This window comes from Opitutus sp. GAS368 (assembly GCF_900104925.1).
In the GTDB taxonomy this organism is placed as follows: domain Bacteria; phylum Verrucomicrobiota; class Verrucomicrobiia; order Opitutales; family Opitutaceae; genus Lacunisphaera.
In genome coordinates, this window is sequence record NZ_LT629735.1 from 1,733,833 (window position 1) to 1,757,792 (window position 23,960).

Annotated in this window: 24 protein-coding genes; 13 read left to right on the plus strand and 11 right to left on the minus strand. The window is 67.9% G+C overall.

Annotation, left to right across the window (positions count from 1 at the left end):
* Window positions 1-39: 39 nt before the first annotated feature.
* Window positions 40-504, plus strand: coding sequence for a hypothetical protein (locus BLU29_RS07390; RefSeq protein ID WP_091056339.1), 465 nt, complete (start codon window positions 40-42; stop codon window positions 502-504).
* A gap of 110 nt (window positions 505-614) precedes the next feature.
* The gene (tnpA, locus tag BLU29_RS07395) at window positions 615-1,070 is read left to right on the plus strand and encodes an IS200/IS605 family transposase (RefSeq protein WP_091056341.1); all 456 of its coding nucleotides are present in this window, start codon (window positions 615-617) and stop codon (window positions 1,068-1,070) included.
* 74 nt (window positions 1,071-1,144) lie between these two features.
* Here the strand turns inward: tnpA and BLU29_RS07400 are convergent, their stop codons facing one another.
* Entirely contained in the window at window positions 1,145-1,627 is a 483-nt protein-coding gene (locus tag BLU29_RS07400) for an Mpo1-like protein (RefSeq protein WP_091056343.1), read from the minus strand.
* A 189-nt stretch (window positions 1,628-1,816) separates the two neighbouring features.
* On the opposite strand from BLU29_RS07400, the gene BLU29_RS07405 reads away from it, so the two are divergent.
* The 7 genes from BLU29_RS07405 to BLU29_RS07435 all read left to right on the plus strand — a co-directional run bounded on the left by BLU29_RS07405 (window position 1,817) and on the right by BLU29_RS07435 (window position 7,123).
* Window positions 1,817-2,374: a YceI family protein gene (locus tag BLU29_RS07405; protein WP_091056345.1), complete on the plus strand. Its 558-nt coding sequence runs from the start codon at window positions 1,817-1,819 to the stop codon at window positions 2,372-2,374.
* A gap of 84 nt (window positions 2,375-2,458) precedes the next feature.
* Window positions 2,459-3,571, plus strand: a complete 1,113-nt coding sequence (locus BLU29_RS07410) for an FtsX-like permease family protein (RefSeq protein ID WP_091056346.1) — start codon at window positions 2,459-2,461, stop codon at window positions 3,569-3,571.
* A 46-nt stretch (window positions 3,572-3,617) separates the two neighbouring features.
* Window positions 3,618-4,301 carry an ABC transporter ATP-binding protein gene (locus BLU29_RS07415; RefSeq protein ID WP_091056348.1) on the plus strand — a complete coding sequence of 228 codons (684 nt, stop codon included), beginning with the start codon at window positions 3,618-3,620 and terminating at the stop codon, window positions 4,299-4,301.
* Entirely contained in the window at window positions 4,298-5,527 is a 1,230-nt protein-coding gene (locus tag BLU29_RS07420; RefSeq protein ID WP_091056349.1) for a hypothetical protein, read from the plus strand. The genes BLU29_RS07415 and BLU29_RS07420 overlap by 4 nt, the downstream gene beginning before the upstream one ends.
* A complete protein-coding gene (locus tag BLU29_RS07425) occupies window positions 5,508-5,915 on the plus strand; it encodes a hypothetical protein (protein WP_091056352.1) in 408 nt (135 codons plus the stop codon). Before BLU29_RS07420 ends, BLU29_RS07425 begins: the two co-directional genes overlap by 20 nt.
* Window positions 5,905-6,351, plus strand: a complete 447-nt coding sequence (locus BLU29_RS07430; protein ID WP_091056353.1) for a cbb3-type cytochrome c oxidase subunit II — start codon at window positions 5,905-5,907, stop codon at window positions 6,349-6,351. The genes BLU29_RS07425 and BLU29_RS07430 overlap by 11 nt, the downstream gene beginning before the upstream one ends.
* Window positions 6,352-6,415: 64 nt before the next feature.
* Window positions 6,416-7,123: a DUF3365 domain-containing protein gene (locus BLU29_RS07435; RefSeq protein WP_172830231.1), complete on the plus strand. Its 708-nt coding sequence runs from the start codon at window positions 6,416-6,418 to the stop codon at window positions 7,121-7,123.
* Between the two features lie 9 nt (window positions 7,124-7,132).
* Here BLU29_RS07435 and BLU29_RS07440 read toward each other — a convergent pair whose 3' ends face one another.
* Window positions 7,133-8,392, minus strand: coding sequence for a 2Fe-2S iron-sulfur cluster-binding protein (locus tag BLU29_RS07440; protein ID WP_091056356.1), 1,260 nt, complete (start codon window positions 8,390-8,392; stop codon window positions 7,133-7,135).
* A gap of 246 nt (window positions 8,393-8,638) precedes the next feature.
* Between BLU29_RS07440 and BLU29_RS07445 the strand changes: the two genes are divergently transcribed.
* The 3 genes from BLU29_RS07445 to BLU29_RS07455 are packed head-to-tail and all read left to right on the plus strand — an operon-like array spanning window position 8,639 to window position 13,343.
* The gene (locus BLU29_RS07445) at window positions 8,639-10,387 is read left to right on the plus strand and encodes a cyclic nucleotide-binding domain-containing protein (RefSeq protein WP_091056358.1); all 1,749 of its coding nucleotides are present in this window, start codon (window positions 8,639-8,641) and stop codon (window positions 10,385-10,387) included.
* On the plus strand, window positions 10,384-11,202 hold the full coding sequence (locus BLU29_RS07450; protein WP_091056360.1) for a hypothetical protein: 819 nt from the start codon (window positions 10,384-10,386) through the stop codon (window positions 11,200-11,202). Before BLU29_RS07445 ends, BLU29_RS07450 begins: the two co-directional genes overlap by 4 nt.
* Before the next feature lie 14 nt (window positions 11,203-11,216).
* Window positions 11,217-13,343, plus strand: coding sequence for a cytochrome c3 family protein (locus tag BLU29_RS07455; RefSeq protein WP_091056361.1), 2,127 nt, complete (start codon window positions 11,217-11,219; stop codon window positions 13,341-13,343).
* A gap of 4 nt (window positions 13,344-13,347) precedes the next feature.
* Here BLU29_RS07455 and hisIE read toward each other — a convergent pair whose 3' ends face one another.
* The 8 genes from hisIE to hisG form a co-directional block, all read right to left on the minus strand.
* Window positions 13,348-13,959: a bifunctional phosphoribosyl-AMP cyclohydrolase/phosphoribosyl-ATP diphosphatase HisIE gene (gene hisIE, locus BLU29_RS07460; RefSeq protein ID WP_091056363.1), complete on the minus strand. Its 612-nt coding sequence runs from the start codon at window positions 13,957-13,959 to the stop codon at window positions 13,348-13,350.
* Window positions 13,960-14,040: 81 nt separating this feature from the next.
* Window positions 14,041-14,808 carry an imidazole glycerol phosphate synthase subunit HisF gene (gene hisF / locus BLU29_RS07465; protein WP_091056364.1) on the minus strand — a complete coding sequence of 256 codons (768 nt, stop codon included), beginning with the start codon at window positions 14,806-14,808 and terminating at the stop codon, window positions 14,041-14,043.
* A gap of 97 nt (window positions 14,809-14,905) precedes the next feature.
* Complete coding sequence (gene hisA / locus BLU29_RS07470) at window positions 14,906-15,634, minus strand: 1-(5-phosphoribosyl)-5-[(5-phosphoribosylamino)methylideneamino]imidazole-4-carboxamide isomerase (protein WP_172830232.1); 729 nt, start codon at window positions 15,632-15,634, stop codon at window positions 14,906-14,908.
* Window positions 15,635-15,689: 55 nt separating this feature from the next.
* On the minus strand, window positions 15,690-16,283 hold the full coding sequence (hisH, locus tag BLU29_RS07475; protein ID WP_091056366.1) for an imidazole glycerol phosphate synthase subunit HisH: 594 nt from the start codon (window positions 16,281-16,283) through the stop codon (window positions 15,690-15,692).
* Window positions 16,284-16,359: 76 nt separating this feature from the next.
* A complete protein-coding gene (gene hisB, locus BLU29_RS07480; RefSeq protein ID WP_091056367.1) occupies window positions 16,360-17,424 on the minus strand; it encodes a bifunctional histidinol-phosphatase/imidazoleglycerol-phosphate dehydratase HisB in 1,065 nt (354 codons plus the stop codon).
* A 90-nt stretch (window positions 17,425-17,514) separates the two neighbouring features.
* Window positions 17,515-18,612 carry a histidinol-phosphate transaminase gene (gene hisC, locus BLU29_RS07485; RefSeq protein WP_091056369.1) on the minus strand — a complete coding sequence of 366 codons (1,098 nt, stop codon included), beginning with the start codon at window positions 18,610-18,612 and terminating at the stop codon, window positions 17,515-17,517.
* A 15-nt stretch (window positions 18,613-18,627) separates the two neighbouring features.
* Complete coding sequence (gene hisD / locus BLU29_RS07490; protein ID WP_091056371.1) at window positions 18,628-19,971, minus strand: histidinol dehydrogenase; 1,344 nt, start codon at window positions 19,969-19,971, stop codon at window positions 18,628-18,630.
* A gap of 101 nt (window positions 19,972-20,072) precedes the next feature.
* Window positions 20,073-20,984 (minus strand): ATP phosphoribosyltransferase, encoded by a 912-nt coding sequence (gene hisG / locus BLU29_RS07495; protein WP_091056373.1) that lies wholly within the window; start codon window positions 20,982-20,984, stop codon window positions 20,073-20,075.
* A 363-nt stretch (window positions 20,985-21,347) separates the two neighbouring features.
* Between hisG and BLU29_RS07500 the strand changes: the two genes are divergently transcribed.
* A complete protein-coding gene (locus BLU29_RS07500) occupies window positions 21,348-22,457 on the plus strand; it encodes a hypothetical protein (protein ID WP_091056374.1) in 1,110 nt (369 codons plus the stop codon).
* Window positions 22,458-22,495: 38 nt separating this feature from the next.
* Here the strand turns inward: BLU29_RS07500 and BLU29_RS07505 are convergent, their stop codons facing one another.
* The gene (locus tag BLU29_RS07505) at window positions 22,496-23,881 is read right to left on the minus strand and encodes an SRPBCC family protein (protein ID WP_091056376.1); all 1,386 of its coding nucleotides are present in this window, start codon (window positions 23,879-23,881) and stop codon (window positions 22,496-22,498) included.
* Window positions 23,882-23,960 lie beyond the last annotated feature (79 nt).

Sequence of the window (23,960 nt, forward strand, 5' to 3'; positions counted from 1 at the left end):
CGCTTGCGGGACGGGGCGGGCGGGCAAGGGTGGGCGGTTATGAAAGCCTCGTTCACCGCCAAGGAATACCGCCAGCTCCTCGAACTCGTGCACCTCGGCATGTGGACCGTCACCGGCTATCAGGGCGAGGACACCGCGGCCGCCAAGCGCTACTACGCCCTGGACCAGAAGCTGCTGGAAATGGCGACCGGCGCGGGCTGCGCAGACTTCGTGGAATCGATGGAAGACGGCAGCCTGCAGCCGGCGCCGAAGCTGGCCGAGGACGAGCGCGTGCGCGAAATTCAGAGCGAGTTTCAGAACGACGTCTTTTGGCATGAGCTGGTGACCCGCCTTGCCGACCGCGACCTGGCCGGCGATCAGGTGAAGCGCGCAATGGACACGCCCGGGGTCGACCCGGCGCCGTCGCACGACGACCGGCTCAAAAAAATCGAGGACCGCTACTGGGCCGAGTTTGAGCAGAACGACCTCGCCAATGTCGTGCTGCTCCGCGGCGGGCGGGGGTAGGTTCTGGCGTTCCGAAGGTAGGGCCGGCGCTCGTCGCCGGGCCGCGTTTATTCCCTTTGGGTCCAATACCCCGGAGCTTGCTCCGGCTTGGATGGATGGGAAGATGAGGGATGGAGAGTCGGTATATGCACAAGCCGCACAACGTTTCTGTGTTGATGTATCATTTGGTGTGCGCGGCGAAGTATCGGCGGGTGGTGATGAGTGAGAAGGTGGATGAGGTGCTACGGCAAGTGTGCTTGGAGATCGAGAAGCGCTGGGAGGTTCGATTTCTGGAGATCGGGTTGGATCGGGATCATGTCCACTTTCTCATCCAAACCGTGCCGAGTTACAGTCCGAGTCGGATGGTGCAGCTCGTGAAGAGCGTGGTTGCACGGGAGGTGTTCACGCAGGTGCCGGAAGTGAAACAGAAGTTGTGGGGCGGAGCGTTCTGGGGGGAGGGCTATTTCGTAAACACGGTGGGTCAGCACGGCAGCGAAAAGGTGATAGCCGCGTATGTTCAGGGACAGGGCGGGAAGAGTGAGTATCGTCAGTTGCACAAGGGGCAGTTGGATTTCGAGCTGTCTTGATCAAATGCCCCGGAGCTTGCTCCGGGGATCTTTACCCCGGAGGTCCGCCGGCGAGCGGCGACCCTACAAGCAGATCAATACGCGACATCCAGCTTCTTGTAGATGAAGTGCAGCAGCCACGCGGGGCCGATGAGCAGGAAAACCACGTCCTTGAGGAACGACGGCTTCTCGCCCTCGATCTGGTGGCCGATGAACTGGCCGATCCACGCCAGCACGAAAAGGCCGAGGCAGATTTCCCAGACCGGGAGCCAGCCGAGCAGCACCAGTCCCTCGACCAGGATGTAGCAGAGGGAAACGAACCCGAGCAGGCCGAACGCCAGTGGCACGGAGAGCCGGAAATAAAAGCCAAGCACGGCGAGCAGCACCGGGTGCAGCCAGTTGAACCACGGCAGCGGGCCGGCGATGGCCGCGGGCACCGGGATGGACCACAGCAGCCCCAGCACGCTGAAGAAAATACATGGGACGCAGATCCAGTGGATCGTCTCGTTGGTGTGATCCTGATGGCTCTCGCCATACTCGGCGAACCATTGGTCGGCGGATTTCCGCGGGGTGGCCATGGAAACAATTTCCCCCAGCTTGCTGCGCCCAGGCCAACAGGCAAGACCTAGCGGGGCTGGTTGTGGTTTGGTTTGTTTGCTGCTGTAGGGCGGGGTTTATCCCCGACAGGCCGCGGGGGCGAAAAGTAACAGTTTGGCACTGAAACCGAGGTTTGCGGTCTGAACCCGGACAACCACACTCGCCCGATCATGAAAACCCTCCGCCTGCTTGCCCCCCTTTTGTTGCTGCCCTGCGTTTTGCTCGCCGCCGAGCGCACGCTCAAGATCGACCGGAGCCGCTCCTTCGTGGACGTGGATGTCAACGCGACCAAGAACTTCACCGCGCATCTCGACGCCTATGACGCCAAGGTCGGGGTGGACGACGCCGGCAAGATCAAGGGCGCGGTGTTCACGTTCAAATTCACCGATCTCAAGACGGGCAACGACTCGCGCGACACGGCCATGATCAAATGGCTGGGCGGCGGCACCCCCGAGGGCCGCTTCGAGCTTGGCAACCTCGCCCTCACCCCCGACGGCCAGGGCCAGGCCTCCGGCCGGCTGATTTTCCACGGCGTGACCGAGCGCATCGAGTTCCCCGTCAATATCGTCAAGACCGACGGCGCCTACACCATCACGGGCGAGACCACCATCAACTACCAGGACTGGAAGCTGAAGGTGATCCGGATGGCGCTGGTGTTCACGGTCTCACCCGAGGTGAAGATCCGCTTCAAGCTCACGGGCGTCCCGGTGGAAGAGCCGAAAGGCTGAGTTTAAGGTGGAACCCGGCCTCCGGACGGGTTGATTGAACGCGCGGCCAGCCCGGCCAGAGGCCGGGCACCACCACCACCCACCATGCGCTTCCTCGCGCTCGTCTTTGTCAACCTGCGCCGCCACAAGCTCCGCGCCCTGATCGGCGTCGCGGGCATCGGCTTCGGCGTGGCGGCGATGCTGACCATCCTCTCGATCGTCAACGGCGCCATCGGGATGTTCGAACGCATCCTCGCGGTGGACTCGCACTACCTGGTCTTCGAGAAAAATGTCTCGGACCTGTTTTTCAGCAGCGTCCCGGACGACCAGACCGCGGTTCTGCGCGGGATGACCAACGTCGCCTCCGCCGAGCCTCTGCTCTTTGGGCTGGTGACGTCCGGCGACCGGCCGATCATCACCTGCTTCGGCCTGGAGCCGACCAACCCGCGCCTGGCGAGGGCGAAATGGCTGGCCGGCCGGCCCGGGGAATTCGGGAAAATCAAGGACGGCATCTGGCTCGGGGCCCGCGCGGCCGAATTCCTCGGGGCGAAGGCCGAGCAGAAGATCGCCATCGGCAAGGGGGAGTTCACGGTCGCGGGCATTTTCTCCACGGAGAACGGCTTCGAGGACGGCGGCGTGTTCCTGCCGCTCAAGGACGCGCAGGCCTTTTTCCGCCGCGAGGGCGTGGCGTCGGTCGTGGCCATCAAGCTGCGCGACCAGGCGCGCGGGGCCGAGTTCAAGCACGCCGTCGAGGCCGCGAACCCGGGGCTGATGGCGCTGGAAAACCGCGAGTTCAACCAGAGCTACACGCAGTTCAAGATCCTGCACTTCACCGCGTGGGCTGTCGGTCTCTGCGCCTTCCTGCTCGGCGGGCTCGGCGTGGCCAACACCATGCTGCTGTCGGTCTTCAGCCGCATCCGCGAAATCGCGGTGCTGCGGGTCTGCGGTTTTTCCAAGGGCCAGGTGGCCGGGCTGATCCTGGGCGAGGCGGTCGTCATCGCCCTGGCCGGCCTGGCGCTCGGCCTGGCGCTGGGCTACGGGGCCCTGTTCGCGCTGGAGCACACGCCGCAGTTCAACGGCTACGTCCAGGCGGTCGTGAAACCCGGGATGCTGGCCGGCATCATGGCCACGGCGATCGTCACGGCCGTGGCGGGCTCGCTCTGGCCGGCGCGCTTCGCGTCGAGGATCCAACCCGCGGAGGCGCTGCGTTATGAATGAGCCCGCCGCCGCCCGAGCCTAAGTATACTATTAGTTGACATCAGCCATGAACCCCGGATCGGAACAACCACCGCTCATTGTCGCCTGCGATTTACGGAAAACCTACGATGCCGGCCGCGTCCGCGTGCTCGACGGCGTGGACCTCGAGGTGCGCGCCGGCGAGATGGTGGCGCTCTGGGGCGCGTCCGGTTCCGGCAAAAGCACGCTGCTGCATCTGCTCGGCGGGCTCGACGTGCCGGACGCCGGCGAACTCACCGTCTGCGGGCTCGACCCGCGGCGCGAAGATCACCGCCTGACGCTGCGGCGCCGCCACGTGGGCTTTGTCTTCCAGCTGCACAACTTGATCCCGGACCTGACCGTGGCGGAAAACCTCCGCGTGCCGGCGCTCGCCAGTGGCGCCGCCGCGGCCGCGACCCGCACGCGCATCGGCGAGCTGGCGGAAGCCGTCGGCATCGCGCCCCGGCTGGACCACCGCATCCAGGACATCTCCGGCGGCGAGCGCCAGCGCACGGCCATCTGCCGCGCGTTGATGAATTCCCCGCGCCTGCTGCTGGCGGACGAGCCCACCGGTTCGCTGGACGAGGAGACGGGCGACACCGTTTTCAACCTGCTGCGGCACCTGGTGCAGACCCGCGGCATCGCCGTGGTGCTCGCGACGCATGAGCGGCGCTTCGCCGAGCAATGCGATCGCGTGCTGCGCGTCCGGTCCGGCCGGATTGAAACGGCGTGAACCCGCGCACGGTCACCGCGGTGCGGCGGCACAGCCTGGGTTGGCTCGTCGCGGCCAATCTCGTCGGCCTCCTGCTGGCCGTGCTGTTGCTCTGGCCGGAGCTCAATGACCGGCTGGCCCCGCTGACCTACGGCCGCTGGGTGCCGCTGCACCTGGACTGGCAGCTTTACGGCTGGTGTGCGCTGCCGCTCGTGGGTGCGCTGTTCCACTACTATTTGCCGGCGGACGACCGGGCGGCGTTTGCCGCGCGGTGGGCCGTGCGGGTTTGGTCGGGCGCCTTGCTGGCGGGCGGGCTGAGCTGGCTGGCCGGCGGGGCGGGCGGCAAGCTGTTCCTCGACTGGACCGGGCCGACACGGAACTTCTGGGCGTTCGCCGGACTTGTGCTCTGGCTGGGCCTGTTGTGGCAGGCGCGCCGGCGCACGGGGATCCCGACGTGGGCCTGGGCGCTGCTGGCCGCGCTGGGCGCGGTGCCGTTGGTGCTTTATTGGGCGGCGGCCCCCGGAGCCTATCCGCCGGTCAACCCCGCCACAGGCGGTGCCACGGGGGCCAGCCTGCTCGGGTCGACGCTCGGCGTCGTGGGCATTTTCGGGTTGATGCCGTGGCTGCTGCGACTGCCGCCGGTCGGCCCGGCGTGGCGGCGCCGGTGGTTTGCCGCGGGCTTCGCGCTGTCCCTGTCGCTTTACGCCGGCATCGGCCACGGCGATGCGTCCCACCACCGCCCGGACCAGATTGTCGGGTTGGGCAGCCTGGTCATCTGGATTCCGCTGGTCTGGTGGTATGCGCGCGGCTTTCAGTGGGCGCCCGCCTCGCGCCGGTGGCTGGTCGCGGCGTTCGGTTGGTGGGCGCTGCTCGTGCTCAGTGGCTGGCTCATCTTCCTGCCGGAGGTGGCCGACCGGGTGAAGTTCACCAACGTGCTGGTGGCGCATTCGCACCTCGCAATGGCGGGACTGGTCACCAGCCTGCACCTGGCGCTGTTGCTCAACCTCGGGCCCGGCCGCGCGCCCCACGCCACGAGCTTCTGGCTGTGGCAGGCGGGATGCGCCTTGCACATCGGGGTGCTGGCCGGCTTGGGCTGGCAGGAGGCGGCGCACCCGGCGCTGCTCTCCACCCGGGGCGGCGTGGCCGATCTCTGCTACGGTTTGCGTTTGGTCGCCGGCGGCGTGATGCTCCTGGCTTCCGTTGACTGGCTGGCAACCCTCGGACGAAATGAAACCGACCCGACTTGAGAAAACCGCCCGCGGGCTCGCGCTCGGCGCCGGCCTGCTGGATTTTTTCACCGGCCTCGGGCTGGTGTTTCGGCCGGCGTTGATGCTGCGCCTGATGCAGGTCGGCCCGGTGGGGGCCGAGGCGGAAGCCTACCTGCGTTTCACCGGGGTGTTCGTCGGCCTGGTGGGCTTCAGCTACCTGTGGGGTCTGGCCGGCGGGCCGGCACGGCTGCGCGCCGTGCTGGAGCTCACCGCCTGGTTCCGGCTGGCGGTGGGTTGTTTCTCCACGTGGGCCGTTGCCACCGGCCGCCTGGCGCCGGCGTGGTCGAGCGTGCCGGCGACGGATCTGCTGCTGGCGGCGGCGCAGGCCTGGCTGTTGGGGCGCGGGATTTTTCCAGATGCGCACTGAAGCCCGGATCATCCTGCTCAGCCTGGTGCTGGTGCGGTCCGTGACCGCGCAGGACGCGGCGCTCATCCGCCGCGGCCGCGAGGTCTACATCGCCGAAGGCTGCATCCACTGCCATTCGCAATACGTGCGCCCCGGCACGGCCGACGAGGACCGCTGGGGCCCGGCGCTTCCGCTGCCGGAAATCGAGCGGCAACGGCCCCCGCTGTTCGGCAACCGCCGCCAGGGCCCGGACCTGCAGAACGTGGGCACCCGGCGCACCGGCGAATGGCAGCGTTTGCACCTGCAGGCACCGCGCGCGGTGACGCCGGGTTCGCGGATGCCGTCCTATGCGCACTTGTTTGGCCCCGGACCGGCCAACGACGGGGAGGCACTGCTCGCCTACCTGGCCAGCCTGGGAACGGCCGCACCGCCCGATCAGACCGAAGCCCGGCGCTAGTCCCCGGCGGCCGGGGGATTCTTGCAGGCTTGCATTATTTTCCCGTCAGGATGGAGTTTCCGCAATGAATGTGAAGAAATACTCCGCACTCGGTTTTCTGCTGGTTGGTGTGCTCGCCGCCCAGACTCCCCCGGCCCCGGCGCCCGCCCTCGACAAGGTCACCTATTTCGACAGTGAAACCGTGGGCACCGGCCCCCGGCCGGATGGCGCCGTCTACACGTTCATCGACAGCGCCGACCCGGCGGTCGCCGAGATCGCCCAGTTTGGCTACAAGACCATCGACCGCGTCGGCGGCCAGCTGGTCTCCGAGGTCACCCGCGAGCTCGCCACCAAGGAGCCCCGCCTCGCGGTCAGCGTCATGCACCTCAAGCGGCTCGAGCTGCCGAAGCCGGTCGCCGGCCAGCCGTCGGTCACGGCCATCAGGCGCACCAGCCTGCTGATCCGCAATCCCGCCAACACGCCGGACGGCGCCGACCAGGCGGCCCTCAACAAGATTCACAAGCAGCTGATGGCAGACCAGTCGGTGGACAAGATGCTCGTGCAGAAAATCGAGCAGCCCGGCAAGCCGGTCGAGTGGCGGGTCTACCGCCCGATCGCCTCCTCGCAGTCCTGCCTGGCCTGCCACGGCGACCCGAAGACCTTCCAGCCCGGCGTGAAGGAAGCCCTCGACCAGCAATACCCCGAGGACAAGGCCCTGGACTATGCCGCCCAGGAATGGCGCGGCGTGATCCGCGTGTCCATTGCCCCGGCGGTGCCGGTCGCGAAGAAATAATCCGCCCGGTCAGGCGTCGAGCACGACGTCCCCCTTGGGCTGGGCGATGCAGGTGAGGCACGTCCGCGCCTCGGGCGGGCTGCCCGGCGGCTGGATGTAGGAAACCTCGCCCGATTGCATCGCGAGCACGCAGGTGCCGCAGTTGCCGGCGCGGCAACCCGAGGCGATGCCGATGCCCAGGTGCTCGGCGAGATCGAGCAGCGTCTCGTGCGTGCCGTCCCACGGCACCGCCGTGCCGGTCTTGCGGAAAGTGACCAGCGGGCGCGTGGCGGCCGGCGTCGCCGGCATGGCGGTGACGTGGCTGACGCGCTTCACGCTCAGTGGGCCGAACGCCTCGAAGTGCAGGTGCGTGTCGGGCACGCCCCATTGTTTGAGGCCGCCGGTCAGCTCCTCCATCATCGCGCCCGGGCCGCAGTAGTAGAAACGGAAATTATTGGAGGGCAGTTCCCGCTGGAGCAGTTCGAGTGTCACCCGGCCGGCCACCTGGTAATCCTCACCCAGCCGGTCGTCGGGGCCCGGCTGCGAGTAGCAGGTGCGCAGGTGGACCTGCGGGTTGGCGCGGGCGAAGGCGGCGAGTTCCGCCTTGAACAGATGCTCGCGCGAGCTGCGGACCCCGTGGAAGAACCAGATCGTGCGCCGGCTTTTCTGGTGCATGAGGGTGGCGAGCATGCTGAAGACCGGCGTGATGCCGATGCCGCAGCCGATCAGCACCACCGGTTCCGCGTCGGCGGGCTCGAGCGTGAAGTTGCCCAGGGGCGCGCGCAGGTCGAGGATGTCGCCCTCGCGGATCTGGTCGTGGAAAATGCCGGAGCACACGCCGGCAAGCGAGGTGCCCGCGCCGGCGGGGGCGCCGGCCCGCTTGATCGTGACGCGGTAATGCGGCTGGTGCGGATGGTCGCTCAGACTGTAGCAGCGGATGATCTGGCCGCCGGGGCGCGTGTCGGGCAGGCGGAAGGTGACATACTGGCCGGGCTTGAAGGCGGGCAACGGTTTCGCGTCGTGCGGCGTCAGGTAGAACGAGCAGACCGCGGCGCCTTCCGCCGTTTTGCGGCTGACGACAAATTTGCGAAATCCGTTCCACGGCAGCGGCTCCAGGGTCACCTTGCGGTGCTTCTCGCGCAGGATCGCGAGTTCCTCCTGGAAGCGGGCGAGATCCAGCGCCCGCCGCGCGGCGTCCTCGCGCATCCGGCGAAGTGCTGACAGCAGGTTCAGGCCCAGCAGGCCGATGACCAGCAGCAGAAGGGCGGCACCAAGGTAGGTCCAGGGCATGGGCGGGTGGGAGGGGCGACCGGTGTCGCGCCGCGGTTATCGGACATCGCCGGGCGGCTGACAAACGGATTGTGGCGGAGTTTCAGCTTGCGCCGGATTTTCCCGCCCCAATCTTCGCGCGCAGCGGTGCCGCCAACCCGCTGCGATGCACTCGATGAGAACAAGCCCCGGGCCCACGCTTCCCGGCCCGGAAAGCCGCCGCGGCGAACCCTGCCGGGTCGCCGGCCTCCGATAGCCCGCCCCGCCATGGCAAAACCGGCCACCCGCCCGTCGATCGTCCCCGGCTCCCTCGCGCCGTTTTCCCAGGCCACCCGGCAGGCGGAACCGGAGCGCTGGGACACACCGTTCAGCACGGAAATGAGCGAGGCGGACGTGAACCTCGTGCTGGCGCATCCGCTTTTCATCACGACCCGGCCCGAGCGGTTCCCGCCCTCCATCCCGCTCCGCGGCATCCTGAAAAACGACGCGCGCATCCGCCGGTTCATGCCGGGCGAGATCATCGTCCGCCGCGGGGATTACGGACACTCGGCCTTTGTCATCCTGTCCGGGGCCGTGCGCGTGCTGGTCAAGGAACCGGCGGCCGAGTTGCTCGGCCGGCGCCAGCAGGTGCGCCCGTCCGTCTGGGGCAGCCTCAGGCGCTGGTGGCAGCAGCCCCGGGTGGCCGAACAATCCCGCGCCCGCGGCGCCCCGCCGGGCCTCCGGCTCGGCCAGGGCGGGGAGACGCGCCTGTTCCTGCAGGATGTGCCCGGGGTGCTCGACGCCGACCGGAGCATCCGGCTCCAGTCCGGCGAGCTGTTCGGCGAGATCGCCGCGCTCGGCCGCACGCCCCGCACCACCACGGTGGTGGCCGACGGCGAGGCCCTGCTGCTGGAAATCCGCTGGCAGGGGCTGCGCGAGATCCGCAGCTATGCGCCGGAATGGAAGAAGGAAATCGACCGCCGTTACCGCGAGCGCAGTCTCCTGCGCCACCTCGCGGAGACCCCGCTGCTGTGGAACCTGCCCGAGGCCACGCTGCGACTGGTCGCCGACGCGACCCGCTTCGAGACCTTCGGCGAATTCGACTGGCACAGCGCCTACCACCGCGGCCACAAGGACGACGAGCGCCAGCGGCTGGAACAGGAGCCGGTGATTGCGCGCGAAGGCGATTACCCGAACGGCCTGCTCCTCGTGCGCAGCGGGTTCGCCCGCGTGAGCAGCCGCTACAACCACGGCGAGCGCACCGACAGCTACCTCGGCAAGGGGCAGGCCTTCGGCTTGAAGGAGATCGTCACCGGCTGGCGCGGCAAGCAGCACGTGCCGTTGCGCAACAGCCTCCGGGCCCTCGGCTACGTGGATTTGCTTTTCATCCCGACCGCCGTGCTGGAGGAACATGTCCTGCCCCGGCTGGACCCGGCGCAAGTGGCGGCGCTCACGCTGGCGGCGGATCCCGCCCCGGCCGTCGTCGCCCCGCAGGGATTGGGCGGGAGCAATTTCTTGGAGTTCATCGTCGCGCAGCGGTTCATCAACGGTCGCGCGGCAATGTTGATCGACCTCGACCGGTGCACCCGCTGCGACGACTGCGTCCGCGCCTGCGCGGCGACCCACGACAACAACCCCCGCTTCATCCGGCACGGCCCCGAGGTGAGCGGCGTGATGGTGGCCAGCGCGTGCATGCACTGCGTCGACCCCGTCTGCATGATCGGCTGTCCGACCGGGGCCATCTACCGCGAGAGCGCCGACGGCCAGGTGGGCATCAACCCCGACACGTGCATCGGTTGCAGCGTGTGCGCGCAGAGCTGCCCCTATGGCACCATCCAGATGGTCGCACTGCACGATGAAGAAGGGCTGCCGGTTGTGACCGAGGAAACCGGCGAACCCGTGCGGCGCGCGACCAAGTGCGATCTTTGCGTCGACCAGCCGGGTGGCCCGGCCTGTGTGAGCGCCTGTCCGCACGACGCGCTCCTGCGGGCCGACATGCGGCAGCTGGACACCCTGACGGCCTGGCTGCAGCGATGAAATCGTTTTTCACCCGGCGCCTGGTTTTATCCCTGGCCACCCTCGTAGTGGCCGGCGGCCTGACCGCGGCCTGGATGATCGGGCGCGTGGCCCTGCGGCCGGTGGCGCTGTATTCCGGCTGGCTGCTGCTGGCCCTGGTGCTGGCCCTGACCTTTTTCAACGCCCGGAAGAAGCTGCCGTTTTTCCCGCTGATCAGCGCGAGCCACTGGCTGCAGGCGCACATTTACCTGGGCTGGCTCGCCTGCGTCGTCTTCGTGCTGCACACCGGCGGCCGGTGGCCGGACGGGGCGGTCGAGGTTCCCCTGGCTCTCGCCTTCGTCTTCGTGGCCGGGAGCGGCGTGCTCGGTCTCTGGCTGAGCCGCTGGCTGCCACCCCGCCTCACGCGTTCGGGCGAGAGCCTGGTTTACGAGCGGATTCCCATGTTGCGCCACCGGCTGGTGACCGAGGTCAAGCAGGTCGTGCGCGGAGCGGAGACGGAGACGCAATCCACCACGCTGGGCGATTTCTATGTGCGGGTGCTGGCGGGCTACTTCGCCCACGTGCCGGCCTGGCTGGCCCCGCTGGCGGGCGGGGACGCCGAGCACCACCGGGTCAAGCTCGAGCTGGAGGCCTTGCGCCAGTTCCTGAGTGTCCGCGAAATTGCGCTCGCCGACCAGCTGGCGGACTTGATCGAGGCGAAGCGCAACCTCGACAACCAGTTCGCGGGCCAGCGCCTGCTCAAGCTCTGGCTCTTCGTGCACATCCCGCTGACGTTTGTGCTCCTCGTCTTCACGGCCGGCCACGTCTGGCTGGTCCTGCACTACTCGCACCGGTAGCCGCCTCTTTACCCATGCGCCGTCTGCTGCAGAGCATCATCTACAACCGGAAGCTTTACGACCGGCCGCAGGACGAGTGGACCTGCGGGCGCGCCGCCGAGTGCCAGGCCTGCGTCTTCGGTCCCGGACCCAAGGGCGAATGCCGCGCCACCGGCCAGTGTCTGCCGGCAAAAAAGGGCGACCGTTGGTTCTGCACGCGGGCGATTTCCCTCGGCGGCGCCTGCGAGCCGGGTCCGCAGCCCGATGGATCCTGCGGCTGTCCCGTGCCACCCTGCACGCCGCAGCGCAGTCTGCGCAGCGTGCGCGGCCGGCTGGCCTGGAAACTGGCCGGCCTCGCGCTGGCGCTCGTGCTCCTGGCGCTCTGGGGCGGGGCCCGCAACCAGTGGGCGAATCCCGGGCCGCTCACGCCCCAACACGCGATGTCGACGCAACGTTGCGCCGACTGCCACCTGGAATCGGCCCCGCTGGCGTTCACCGCGGCGGCGCGGGCGGAACGGCGCCAGGCGCACGACCAGCTTTGCCTGAAGTGCCACGACCTCGGCCCGCAGGACCGTTCGCCGCATGGCCTGACCGGCGCCCAGCTCGCCGCCCTCGCGCGCAACGACCAGCCGGCGGCCCCGGCCCGGCCGCTGGCCCTGGCGGCGGTGCACGCGCTGCAGCCCGGCGGCCCGAACGATCTCGCCTGCGCGTCCTGCCACCTCGAGCACCATGGGCGTGATTTTGATCTCAAGCGCCTGACCGACCAGCAATGCCAGGTGTGTCACCAGGCGCAGTTCGATGGCTTTGCGCGCGGCCACCCGGAATTCAAGGATTACCCTTACAAGCGGCGGACGCAGCTCCGCTTCGACCACGCCACCCACTGGGGTCAGTATTTCCCCGACGCGCGGCTGGCGGCCCAGAGCGCACCTACTTCCTGCGCCACCTGCCATGCGCCGGCCGCCGACGGCCGCCAGATGCTCGTGAAGGATTTCGCGCAGACCTGCGCGGCCTGCCACGGCGGGCAGATCACGGGCGAGGGCCGGACAGGTGCCAAGGGCGTGGCGTTTATCCGCCTGCCGGGCTTTGATCGCGCGGTCCTGGAGGCGGCGGGCGAAGTCGTCGGTGAATGGCCCGCCAAGAGTGTCGGCGGGCTCACGCCGTTCCTGCGCCGCCTGCTCGAGGCCGACGCCCCGGCGCGAGCCGCGCTGCAGGACCTCGGTTCCGCGGACCTCACTGATCTGGCCAAGGCGACCCCCGCGCAAAAAGCGGCGGCCGGGCGCTTGCTCTGGAGCGTGAAGAGCCTGCTCGCGGACCTGGTCACGCAGGGCCAGCCCGCGCTCCTGCGCCGGCTCGGACCCATGGATGCCGGCGAGCGGCGCACCGGCCAGTTTTCCGCCGACGGCCTGCTGGCCGCGCAGCAAGCCTGGCTGCCGAACCTGCTGGCCGAGGTGGCCGCCCACCGCCGCGGGGAACAAGCGCCGGTGGCCGCCACCGCGCCCGCTGCCCGGGTGGCCTCCGCCGCCCTCGAGTTCGATGATGCCGAGACGCGCGTGACCGAAGGGGGATGGTATCGGCGCGATCAAAACTACACGCTCTACTATCGTCCGGGCGGCCACGCGGACCCATTCCTCACTACATGGATCGACGCCACGGCCAACGATCCGTCGCCGGCCGCGCAGGCGATCTTCAACCAGCTGTCGGCGGAGAGCGCTCCCGGCGTCTGCATGAAATGCCACACGGTGGACCGGGTTGGCGGCCGGCAGGTCGTCAATTGGGAAACCGCCCAGCCGCAGCCGGACCGGCGGCCGTTCACCACCTTCAAACACACCGCGCACTTCAGCCTTATGGGCGATCAGGGTTGCGCCACCTGCCACGTGATCGACGCGACGGCGGACCACGCCCGCGGCTTCGGGCTCAACCACGATCCGGCGGTCTTCCAGAGCAATTTCGCCCCGATGACCAAGGCCACCTGCGTGACCTGCCATCAACCGGCAAAGGCGGGCGACAGCTGCCTGCAGTGCCACAACTACCACATCGGCGACCTGAAGCAGCTGCGGTTGAAAATGGTGGCCCCGCCGGTCCCGGCCAAGGTGGCGGAAGCCACCGGCGGCGCGGCGGCCGCGCGTCTCTTCGCCTTGGTGGCGAAGAACGACCGGCCCTGACCCGTCAGCGCTTCGGCGCGTGGCGCTTTTCCAGGACCGTGAGGGCGTCGCCGAGCGACATCTTCTTCACGCGCAGCAACACGATCAGGTGATAGAGCAGGTCGGCGGCCTCGCCGGCGAACTCCGCCTTGTCGTTCTTCAGCGCCGCGAGCGCCGTTTCGACGCCCTCCTCGCCGACCTTCTGCGCGACGCGGGCGACACCTTCCTTGGCCAGGCGCACCGTGTAGCTCTTCTTGTCGCCGCTCTTGAGGCGGGCGACGATCGTGCGCTCCAGCTGGGCGAGAAAACCGACGCCGCTGGCACCGTCGTCACCAAAACAGCTCGGTGTGCCGCGGTGACAGGTCGGGCCGTCGGGCCGGGCGGTGACGAGCAGCGTGTCGTTGTCGCAATCAACCTTCACGTCCACGAGGTGCAGGAAATTCCTCGACGACTCGCCCTTGGTCCAGAGCCGCTGCTTGCTGCGGCTGAAGAAGGTGACCTTCTTCGTGCGCAGGGTCTTCTTCAGCGCGGCGGCGTCCATGTAGCCGAGCATCAGCACCTGCAGGGTGGCGGCGTCCTGCACGATGGCGGGCACGAGGCCGGCGTTCTTCTTCCAGTCGAGTTTCGGGAGTTTCATGGCGAGAGGGGGATAAGGGTAGGGCGCGGATTCCGTTCCGCGCCAAGGCGGTGAGCGGAGTCACCGCCCTACCAGTTTGAATTATGGGCGGATGGAAATGCCGTCGGCGATGAGTTGTTCCTTCAGAGCGGGAATCTTGATGGTGCCTTTGTGGAAAACGGACGCGGCGAGCGCGCCGTCCACACCGGCGAGGCGGAAAACATCATGGAAGTGGGCGATGGTGCCCGCGCCACCGGAGGCAACGAGCGGAATGCGCAGCACGTCGCGCACAAGCTTCAGTTGGGCGAGATCATAACCCTGGCGCATGCCGTCCTGGTTCATGCAATTGAGGACGACCTCACCGGCGCCGAGCTTCTGCGCCTCGCGCGCCCAGTCGATCGTCCGCCAGCGCGTGGACTGCGTCTTGTCCGGGTCGCCGGTGTATTGCTTCACGAAGTAGTCGCCGGCCTCCTGCCGGCTGTCGATGCCGACGACGACGCACTGCGAGCCGAACTCGGTGGCCAGCTCGGTGATGAGCGCGGGATTTTCCAGCGCGGGCGAGTTGATGGAGATCTTGTCGGCGCCGCCGTGCAGGATTTGGCGCGCGCCGTCGAGCGAGCGAATGCCGCCGGCCACGCAGAAGGGGATGTCGAGCACGCGAGCGACGCGGGTCACCCAGTCGGTCGAGACCGTGCGGCCGTCGCTGCTGGCGGTGATGTCGTAGAACACCAGCTCGTCGGCGCCCTCGTCGCGATAGCGCTGGGCCAGCTCGATGATGTCGCCCACGACCTCGTGGTCGCGAAACTGTGTGCCCTTGACGACCTGGCCGTCGCGGACGTCGAGGCAGGGGATGATGCGGCGGGCTAGCATGGGTAAAAATTCCAAAAGCCAATGGCCAAACGCCAAAGGACAGACGAATCCCTGCATTCGGGCTTTGGAGTTTTGGGGTTTGGCGTTTGTGATTTGGTCAACATGCGAGAGCCTCCTTCAGCGTGAACTTCTTTTCGTAGAGCGCCCGGCCTACGATGGCGCCGGCGCTGCCGGTGGTCTTCAGCCCACGCAGGTCGTCGAGCGACGACACGCCGCCCGAGGCCTGGATTTGCAGGGAGGGAAATTTCTTCACGAGTCGGGCATAGAGGGCGCGGTTCGGGCCCGTCAGCTTGCCGTCGCGGCTGATGTCGGTGCAGAGGATGTGGACCAGCCCGGCCAGGAGAAACCCGGTGAGGAAATCGTCCAGCGCCACGCCGGTGCTTTCCTGCCACCCGGCGGCGGCCACGCGGGGAATGCCGGCGACATCGAGGCGGACGTCCGGCGATAGGATGATCTTTTCCGGACCAAACTTCCTGAGCCAGTCGTGGACCAGCGCAGGCTGCCTGACGGCGACACTGCCGACGATGACCCGTTGGGCGCCGGCGGCGAGGAGCGCGGCAATCTGCGACTCGTCGCGGATGCCGCCGCCAGTCTGCATGCGCAGGCCGCTGCCGCGGGCGATTTTCTCGACCAGCGCCGTCTGGCGCTTCGCGGGATCCTTGGCGCCATCGAGGTCGACGACATGCAGCCACGTGGCGCCGGACGCGGCGAAATCCTGCGCGACGGCGAGCGGGTCGTCGCCGTAGGATTTCTCCTGGTCGAACCTGCCTTCGGTCAGGCGCACGACGCGGCCCCCGCGGAGATCGATGGCGGGATAAATAATCATACGCGCGCCCTCCCCCGCAGTTGGTAGTCTGATAGACTACGAAGGGTCGGGCGGTTCATACGCGGCCCTCCACGAAGTTTTGCAGCAGGCGGGCGCCGGCGACGCCGGAACGTTCGGGGTGGAACTGGCAGCCGGAAAAATTGCCCCGTTGCACGATGGCGGCGAACGGCGTGCCGTGCCGGCAGCTGGCCTGCGTGAAGGCGTTCACCGGCGCGGCGTAGCTGTGAACGAAATAGAAGCGGGCTTCCGGCTCGATGCCGTCGAGCAGGCCGACCTCGCGGCCGGTCGTGAGCGTGTTCCAGCCCATGTGTGGCACGGTTATGCCGGGCGAATCGGGCAACAGGGCCACCTGGCCGGGAATGATACCGAGCGTCGACGTGTTTCCTTCCTCGGAAGCCTCGAACAACAGCTGCATGCCGAGGCAGACGCCGAGCACGGGTTGCGTCAGGCCGCGCACGCAATCCACGAGGCCCTTGGCCTGCAGGCGCTTCATGCCCTCCACAGCGGAACCGACGCCGGGCAGGATGACGCGCTCGGCCGCGCGGATGACCGCGGGGTCTGCGGTCAGCTCGCTGTGAAGGCCGAGCCGCTCCAGCGCGAAGCGCACGGAGGCGATGTTGGCGCCGCCACTGTCGACGATGGCTAGCATTGGAGCCGCACCGACCCCGGCACGGAGGCTTGGTCAGGCGCGGCGGAGTCGCCGCGCCTCCAGGAAAAAATATTCATCAGAGAACTCCCTTGGTGCTGGGTATGTCGCCGTCGAGGCTGCGGGTGGCGGCCGTGCGCAACACCCGGCCGAAACCCTTGAAGAGGGTTTCGACCATGTGGTGCGTGTTCTCGCCCTTCACGCTCATCTGAAGCGTGGCCGCCAGCGCGTCGCTGAGCGAACGGAAGAAGTGCGGCACGAGCTCCGTCGGCAGCTCGCCGACGACCTCGCGCGGAAATTTGCCCTCGAAGGTGAAATAGGCGCGGCCGCTCAGGTCGAGCGCGATCTGGGCCTGAGCCTCGTCCATCGGCAGCACGAAGCCATAGCGGCCCACGCCGCGCTTGTCGCCCAGGGCCTGCCGGAGCGCGGTGCCGAGGGCGATGCCCACGTCCTCGACGGTGTGGTGCTCGTCGATCTCGAGATCACCCTCGCACTTGATGGCCAGGCCGATGCCGGCGTTCTTCGCGATCTGCTCGAGCATGTGGTCAAAGAAACCGATGCCGGTGGCCAGTTGCGCGGGCGCGGGCGTGTCCAGATCAACCGCGACGGTGATCTTGGTCTCCTTGGTATTGCGGACAATGGTGGCGCGCCGGGGCCCGACGGCAATCACGCGGGCAATTTCCGTCCAGCCGAGAGTCTTCCGGTCGTAACGGAAGCTACGCACGCCAAGGTTCTGCGCGAGCTGCACGTCCGTCTCGCGGTCGCCGATGACTGCGGACGACTCGCGCGACCAAGACACATCCTTCACGTAGTCGGTGAGCAAGCCGGTCTTGGGTTTGCGGCAGTCGCATTTGTCCGCCGTGGTGTGCGGGCACACGCGCACGGCCTCGAAGGCGATGCCTTGGGAGGCAAGGATGTCGAGCAGCAGCTTCTGCAGCGGGCGGAACTCCTCCTCGCGGAAACTCGGCGTGCCCAGGCCGTCCTGGTTGGTGACCATGACAAACGTCCAGCCGGCATCGCGCAGCCGGAGCAGGGCGGGGATGCAGTCGGGCTCGAGGACGAACTTGTCGAGGCGGTCGATCTGCTGGTCGAACGGCTCCGCAATGAGCGTGCCGTCGCGGTCGATGAACAGGATTTTCTTCATGACGATGACAGGTGTGGGGTCGGTGCTTGCGCCGACCTGGTGGTCGAGGTCGCCGCTGGCGGCGACCCTACGGGAAAAGCGGAACAGGGATCACACACGGGACAAAACCTCCAGGGTGGCGTTGTTTTCCTCGGCGGTGCCGACGGTGATGCGGATGCAGTTGGAAACGTCCTTGCTGCGGTCGCGCCAGATGACGCCGGCGGCGCGGCCGGCCATCATGGCCCGGGTGGCATCGGCGACCTCGACGAGCAGGTAGTTGGCATCGCTCGGCCAGACGTGCTTCACGGCCGGCAGCTTCGGTAGCGCCACGGCCAGACGGGAGCGCTCGGCAACGATCGCGGCAACGGAATTCCTGGCAGCGACGAGACCGGCCGGGGTGAGGGCGGCGAGGGCGGCAATCAGCACCGGCGCCGGCACCGGGTAGGGTGCGATCACCTTCTGCAATACAGCGATCACGGCCGGGTCGGCGATGGTCGTGCCGACGCGGGCGCCGGCGAGGCCGTAGGCTTTCGACAGCGTGCGCAGGACGACGAGATTGGGATTCACCGGGATCTCGGCGGCAAGGCTCGGTTGGCCGGAGAAATCCACATAGGCCTCGTCCACCACCACGACCGCGCGGCCCGCAAGCGATTTGACCAGCGACAGCACCGCGGCGCGCTCGAGCAGGCCGCCGGTCGGGTTGTTCGGTGAACAGAGGAAGACAAGTTTCACCTCCGGCGTCCCGCCTTCGCCAGACGGCTTCGACGCGGCAAGGACGGCCTTGAGCACGGCGGCGGCATCGAGCGCGAAGTTTTTCTCCCGGATGAGCGGCACGGTGACGGTGCGGGCGCCTTGGATGCCGGCAGCAACGACATACATGCCGTAGGTCGGCGGCGTGATGAGGATGGCGTCCTGCCCGGCGCGACAAAACGTGCGCAGGAGAAGATCGATGCCCTCGTCCGAGCCGCGAGTCACAAGCACCTGCGCGGCGGCGACGCGGTAGAGCGCGGCCAGCTGCGCGACCAGATCGGCCGGCTGCGGCTCGGGGTAGCGGTTGAGCAACGGCTTCGCGGCGGACGGAGTCTGAGGGTTTTCGTTCGCGTCCAGCCAGACGCGGCCGCCCTTGGATTCCTTGCGGGCCGAGCTGTAGGCCGTCAGCGCGAGGATGTCGGGGCGGACGAGGGAGAGAACTTGGTCGACAGAAGGCATGGCTGTAGCGGCGGTCTATGATCGCCGCCGATTGTTTTTACGGCGGTCATAGACCGCCGCTACAGAAATATCATCCAGGCGGACGCGCACCGCGCGCTGGTGGGCGGCGAGGCCCTCGGCCAGGGCGAGGCGCTCGACGACCGGCCCGAGCCTTTGCAAGCCGGCCTGGCTGGCGGTTTGCACGGTCATGGTGCGTTGAAAATCGGCGAGCCCCAGGCCGCTGCAGGCGCGGGCCCAGCCATAGGTGGGCAGCACGTGGTTGGTGCCGCTGGCGTAATCGCCGAGCGACTCGGGGGTCAGGTCGCCGAGGAAGACGGAGCCGGCGGTGGTGACGGAAGCCAGCAACGCGCGCGGGTCGGCCACCTGCAGGATGAGGTGTTCGGGAGCGTAGGCGTTCGCGATGACGACGGCCTCGGCGCGATTCGCCGCGACAAAAATGCGGCTCCTGGCCAGGGCGCGGCGCGCAATAGCGGCGCGCGGCAAGGTGGAGAGCTGGCGCGCCAAGGCGGCCTGGACGCGGGCGGCGAATTTTTCGCTGAAAGCGACGAGCACCACTTGCGAATCCGGGCCGTGTTCGGCCTGCGAGAGCAGGTCGGCAGCGACAAAGGCGGGGTTGGCGCGGTGGTCGGCGATGACGAGCACCTCGGACGGGCCGGCGGGCAAGTCGATGGCGGCCCCGGCGGCGTCGCGGGCGACCTGCTGCTTGGCTTCGGTGACGAACGCGTTGCCCGGGCCGAAGAGCTTGTCGCATTTCGGAATGCTGGCCGTGCCGTAGGCCAGCGCGGCGATGGCCTGCGCGCCGCCGACCTTGTAGACCTCGGTGATGCCACAAAAACGCGCGGCGCAGAGGATCCACGGGTTGATGCGGCCGTTTTTGTCCGGCGGAGTGCAGAGGACGCGCACCGGGTTGCCGGCGAGCTGCGACGGCACCCCGAGCATGAGGGCGGTCGACGGCAGCGGGGCGCTGCCGCCCGGCACGTAGAGGCCGACGCGGCCAACCGGGCGGACGGTTTTCTCGCAGACGATGCCCGGTTGGGTTTCGATGCGGAGAGCGCGCGGCTGCTGCGCGGCGTGAAAGGCGCGGATATTCCGGTAGGCGGTGCGCAGCGCGGCCAGGTCGGCGCGCGTCAGGGATTTCTCCGCGGTGGCAAACTCCGCCGCGCTCACGCGCAGCGAGCGCAGGGTCACCCGGTCAAATTTCTCCGTGAGGCGGCGGAGCGCCGCGTCGCCGTCGCGGCGCACGGCTGCGACGATCGTCCGCACGGCGGCGGCGACCGCCGGCTGCGCCGACTGGGCCGGACGGCGGAGCGCGGCGGTCTGGCGGGAGGCGGAGAGTTTTTTCCAGATCAACGGTTTCATTTCAGCGTGTCATCCTGAGCGGAGCGAAGCATCCAGCATGATGGCCGTTGGCGGGCGTGGTGCTGGATTCTTCACTTCGTCCGGAATGACAGAATGGTTGGTCAGAGCATCATCTTCTCGATCGGCAGCACGAGGATGCTGCTGGCGCCGGCCTTCTTGAGCGATTCCATGGTCTCCCAGAAGACGGCCTCCGAGCAGACGGCGTGGAGCGCGACCTTGGTGTCGTCGCCGGCCAGCGGGAGGATGGTGGGATTCTCGGAGCCCGGCAGGAGCTTCTTGATCTGGTCCAGCGAGGCCTTGGGGGCGTGGAGCATGATGTATTTCGTGTCGGCGGCCTTCTGCACGCCGTCGAGGCGGCGGAGCAGGATCTCGAGGGCGTGCGACTTCTCGGCCGCCAGCTCGCGGGCGTTGCGGAGCAGCACGGCCGTGCTCTTGAAGATGGTCTCGACGGCGCGGAGCTTGTTGGCCTCGAGCGTGGAGCCGCTGGCGACGAGGTCGCAGATGACGTCGGCCAGGCCGAGGCGCGGGGCGATCTCGACGGAGCCGCTGAGGTAGACGACCTCGGCCTTGATCTTCTGCTCGTCGAGGTAGCGCCTGGTCAGCTGCGGGTAGGAGGTGGCGATGCGCAGACCCTGCAGGTCCTTCACGCCGGCGTAGGGCTTCTCCTCGGGGAGGGCGAGGGCGAGGCGGCAGCCGCCGAAGTCGAGCGAACGCTCGACGAAGTAACCGCCCGCCGTGCCGTTGGTGCGGCGCTCGAGCGCGGCCTCCTCCAGGACGTTGGTGCCGACGATGCCGAGGTCGCACACGCCGTCCATGACGAGCTGCGGGATGTCGTCGTCGCGGACGAAAAGGATATCGATGGGGAAATTCTCGGCGTGGAGGAGGAGCTTCTCCTTGGGCGACTTCACGCGGATCCCGCAGCTTTTGAGCAGGTCGAGCGAATCAGTGGAGAGCCGGCCGCTTTTCTGGAGGGCGAGGCGGAGGCGGTCTTTGGGCGTGGTGATGGGAGGCATGGCGGACAAGGGAGTGACCCGCCGTCGCCCGATGGGCTATGGCGAGGCAAGGAGTGAGAGTGAAAGTGGAGTGTTTGGCGAGGCGGGGAGCGGGCGGATCGCGTCCCGGGGGCCTGGAACCGGGGCAAAGAAAACCCCCGGCGGATGCACCTGCCGGGGGTTTGGAAAATCGGGTTCCATCTGCCACGGGCAAGGCGCTCCAGGCCTTCCCGAGGAGGGAAGGCTAGCTCACGTGGTGATGGTGGTGGTTCGAAACCATGGACTGAGGGTCGCTTTGATGGCTCCGGTCCGGGGGTGGCGCAAGTATTTTCCTGTGGCGGCGGGGCGCCGACTGCGCAACTTGGTGCGTCATAAGCGACAAGCATGGCGCCGCAAACCTACCAGCCGGGAGGGAAAACCATCGTGGGAGCCGTGATCACGGTGGCGGCGGTCTATGCCTACTTCCTGATTTTCGCGCAGTTTGGTTTCCTGCGGGCGGTGCAGGCGGGGCTGGGCGAAGGCGTCGGAGTGGTGCGACCGATCATGGCGGTGATGGGCCTGGCCGGGGTGGCGGGCAGCGTGTTGGCCGCGCGGGTTTTCAAGGAGGCGCGCGGCCGGTCCTTGCTGGCGGCGGGCCTCGGGGTTTGTGCCGGTGGCGCGGCCGGGTCGATGGCGGTGCAAACCATGGCGGGATATTATGGCGCGGCCCTGCTGACCGGGCTGGGCACGGGGCTGGTGACCGTCACGCTGGCGGCGATGCTGCGCCCGGCGGTCGGGGATGCGCGCCTAGGGCTAACCATCGGGCTGGGCACGGGGCTGGCCTATGCGTTTTGCAACCTGCCTGCGGTTTTTGAGGCCGGTGCGGCGACCCAGGCGCTGCTTGCCCTGCTCGCAGTGGGCATCGGTTTGACGGGTGGCCGCATGCTCGTGCCCCGAGTTGCGACGGGCGCACCGGTGGCAGGCGATTACTCCAAGGGCGGGATCGCGGCGTGGGTGGTGGTTTTCATGGCGTTGGTCGCCCTCGATAGCGCCGCGTTTTATGTCATCCAGCACACCCCGGCGTTGAAGGAGGCTTTATGGACCGGCTCCGGCCGGCTGGTGTTGAATGCCGGCGTGCATCTGGGCGCGGCCGTGCTGGCGGGTTGGGCGCTCGGCCAGGGCTGGCTGGGGCGGACGGTTTTGGCCGGAGCGGCTTCGCTGCTGATTGCCGGCCTTCTGATCAACGGAGAAACGCCGGTGCCGGCGGCGGCCGGATGGCTTTATGTCGCCGGGGTGTCGGCCTACTCCGTGGCGCTGGTGTATTATCCGGCGCGCAGCGGCCGGTCCGGGCTAGCCGCTTGGGTTTATGCGGTGGCCGGATGGGGCGGTTCGGCGCTAGGCATCGGCCTGGCGGACGGGCGGTCGCAACTGCCCGCCGGGCCGGTCATTGGCGCGGGGACGCTGATCCTGCTTGGCTTGCTGCTCAGGAACCGGTTCGCATGCCGTGTGACGTAGTCGTGTTTTTTGCCGGCGGGTGCAGCAGACCGCCCCGGTTATGGCGTCGCACGCTCCGTCTCGGCCTTGATGTGCTCCAAGACGCGGCGGTGGATGGCATGGACAAGGTAGTCGGACCAGGGCTTCCAGTAGGCCTGCGGCCAGATGCTTTGCTCATACCAGGTCGTGCCTTCCAATCGCGTGCGCCCGCCGGGCAGTGCGGTGAGCCGGAATTCGCCTCGGCGGGAGCGAAAAAACCCTTCGAGGTGCGCAGGATGGATCTCCGTGTAGGGCGACCACTCACGCATTGGGTGTGGCTGGGCCTTCACGTCGAACGCCAGCCGGCGGTTCTCGTCCCACACCGTGATCGGTTCGACAAACGGGCCGGTGGAAAACTCACAGTAACGGACAGCGCCGACCCCGTGGCCGTCCAGCCGGGCCCGCACCGGGTAGGCGATGCCGGCGAGGAAGATTTTCTCACGGGGTGGCGGCAGCTCGCCGAAGGCGACGACGTGCCGCCACACCGCTTCGGGCGGCGCGGCGATCTCGCAGACTGTGGTGGCCGCGAACAGCGGGGTCGCGGCCGGCAGCCGGCTTTCCACGGTCAGCAGGGCCGGCGCCAGCAGCCATGCTGCGGCGTAGAGGCGCACCTCGTCGAGCTGGTGCGACCAACGTTCCAGCTGCACGATCCAGCCGGCGGTGGCGCCGAGCACGGCCAACACCAGCCCGATCGGCGCGGCCATCAGCAAGCAGAACAGGCCTTCTACCGCCAGCGCGACCAGCAAGGCGCTGACGAGAAGGATCGAGACAATGGCCACCAAGGAACACTCCATCCAGGTCCGCGGCCGGGCGATACTGTGGAAAAGGGCGCCGAAGAACCCCATCATGAACGGCGTGCCGACAAAGAGGCCCCAGCCGTAGTTTTTCACATAAGTGGCGCTGAAATAGGACAGGCTCAGGCCGAGCAGCACGCTGGCGGCAATGCCGAGCGCGGCGGCGGCAAAGGGGTTTTCCGCCGGGAAAATCCTCCGCCACCAGCGGGGCGGGGCGGCGTTGATCGCCGGCGGCTCGCGGGTGGGTTGAAGGCAGAGAAAGGCGAAGAACATCAGGTTCACGAATGGCACGAAGAACAGGACGAGGAGAGTCTTCGCCCAACCGGCATCGCGCAGCCGGCGCAGGGTCATTGCGAGGCCCCAGAAAATGAACGGCAGGCTCAACAGCAGCAGAATCAGATCCAACTCCAGGTCGGCAGCCGGCGGCCGCGGAGCGGGGCCGGGGATGCTCGAAAGATAAGTCCAGGGAAACCACGGGCGTCCGAAGCAGGCCGCGGCGATAAAGCGATCGAGGTTGTATTTGATCGCAAAGAGCATCAGCCCCCACTTGGCATAATCCCCGCGCACCAGCGTGCCGCGCCAGGTCCAGAGATCGCTTGCTCGCATCGCCATGGCGGGACGCTACGCAAGCGCCGGAGGACCGAAAGGAAAATGACAAGGCCGCCCCCCGCTGACGCGGGGGGACGGCCTT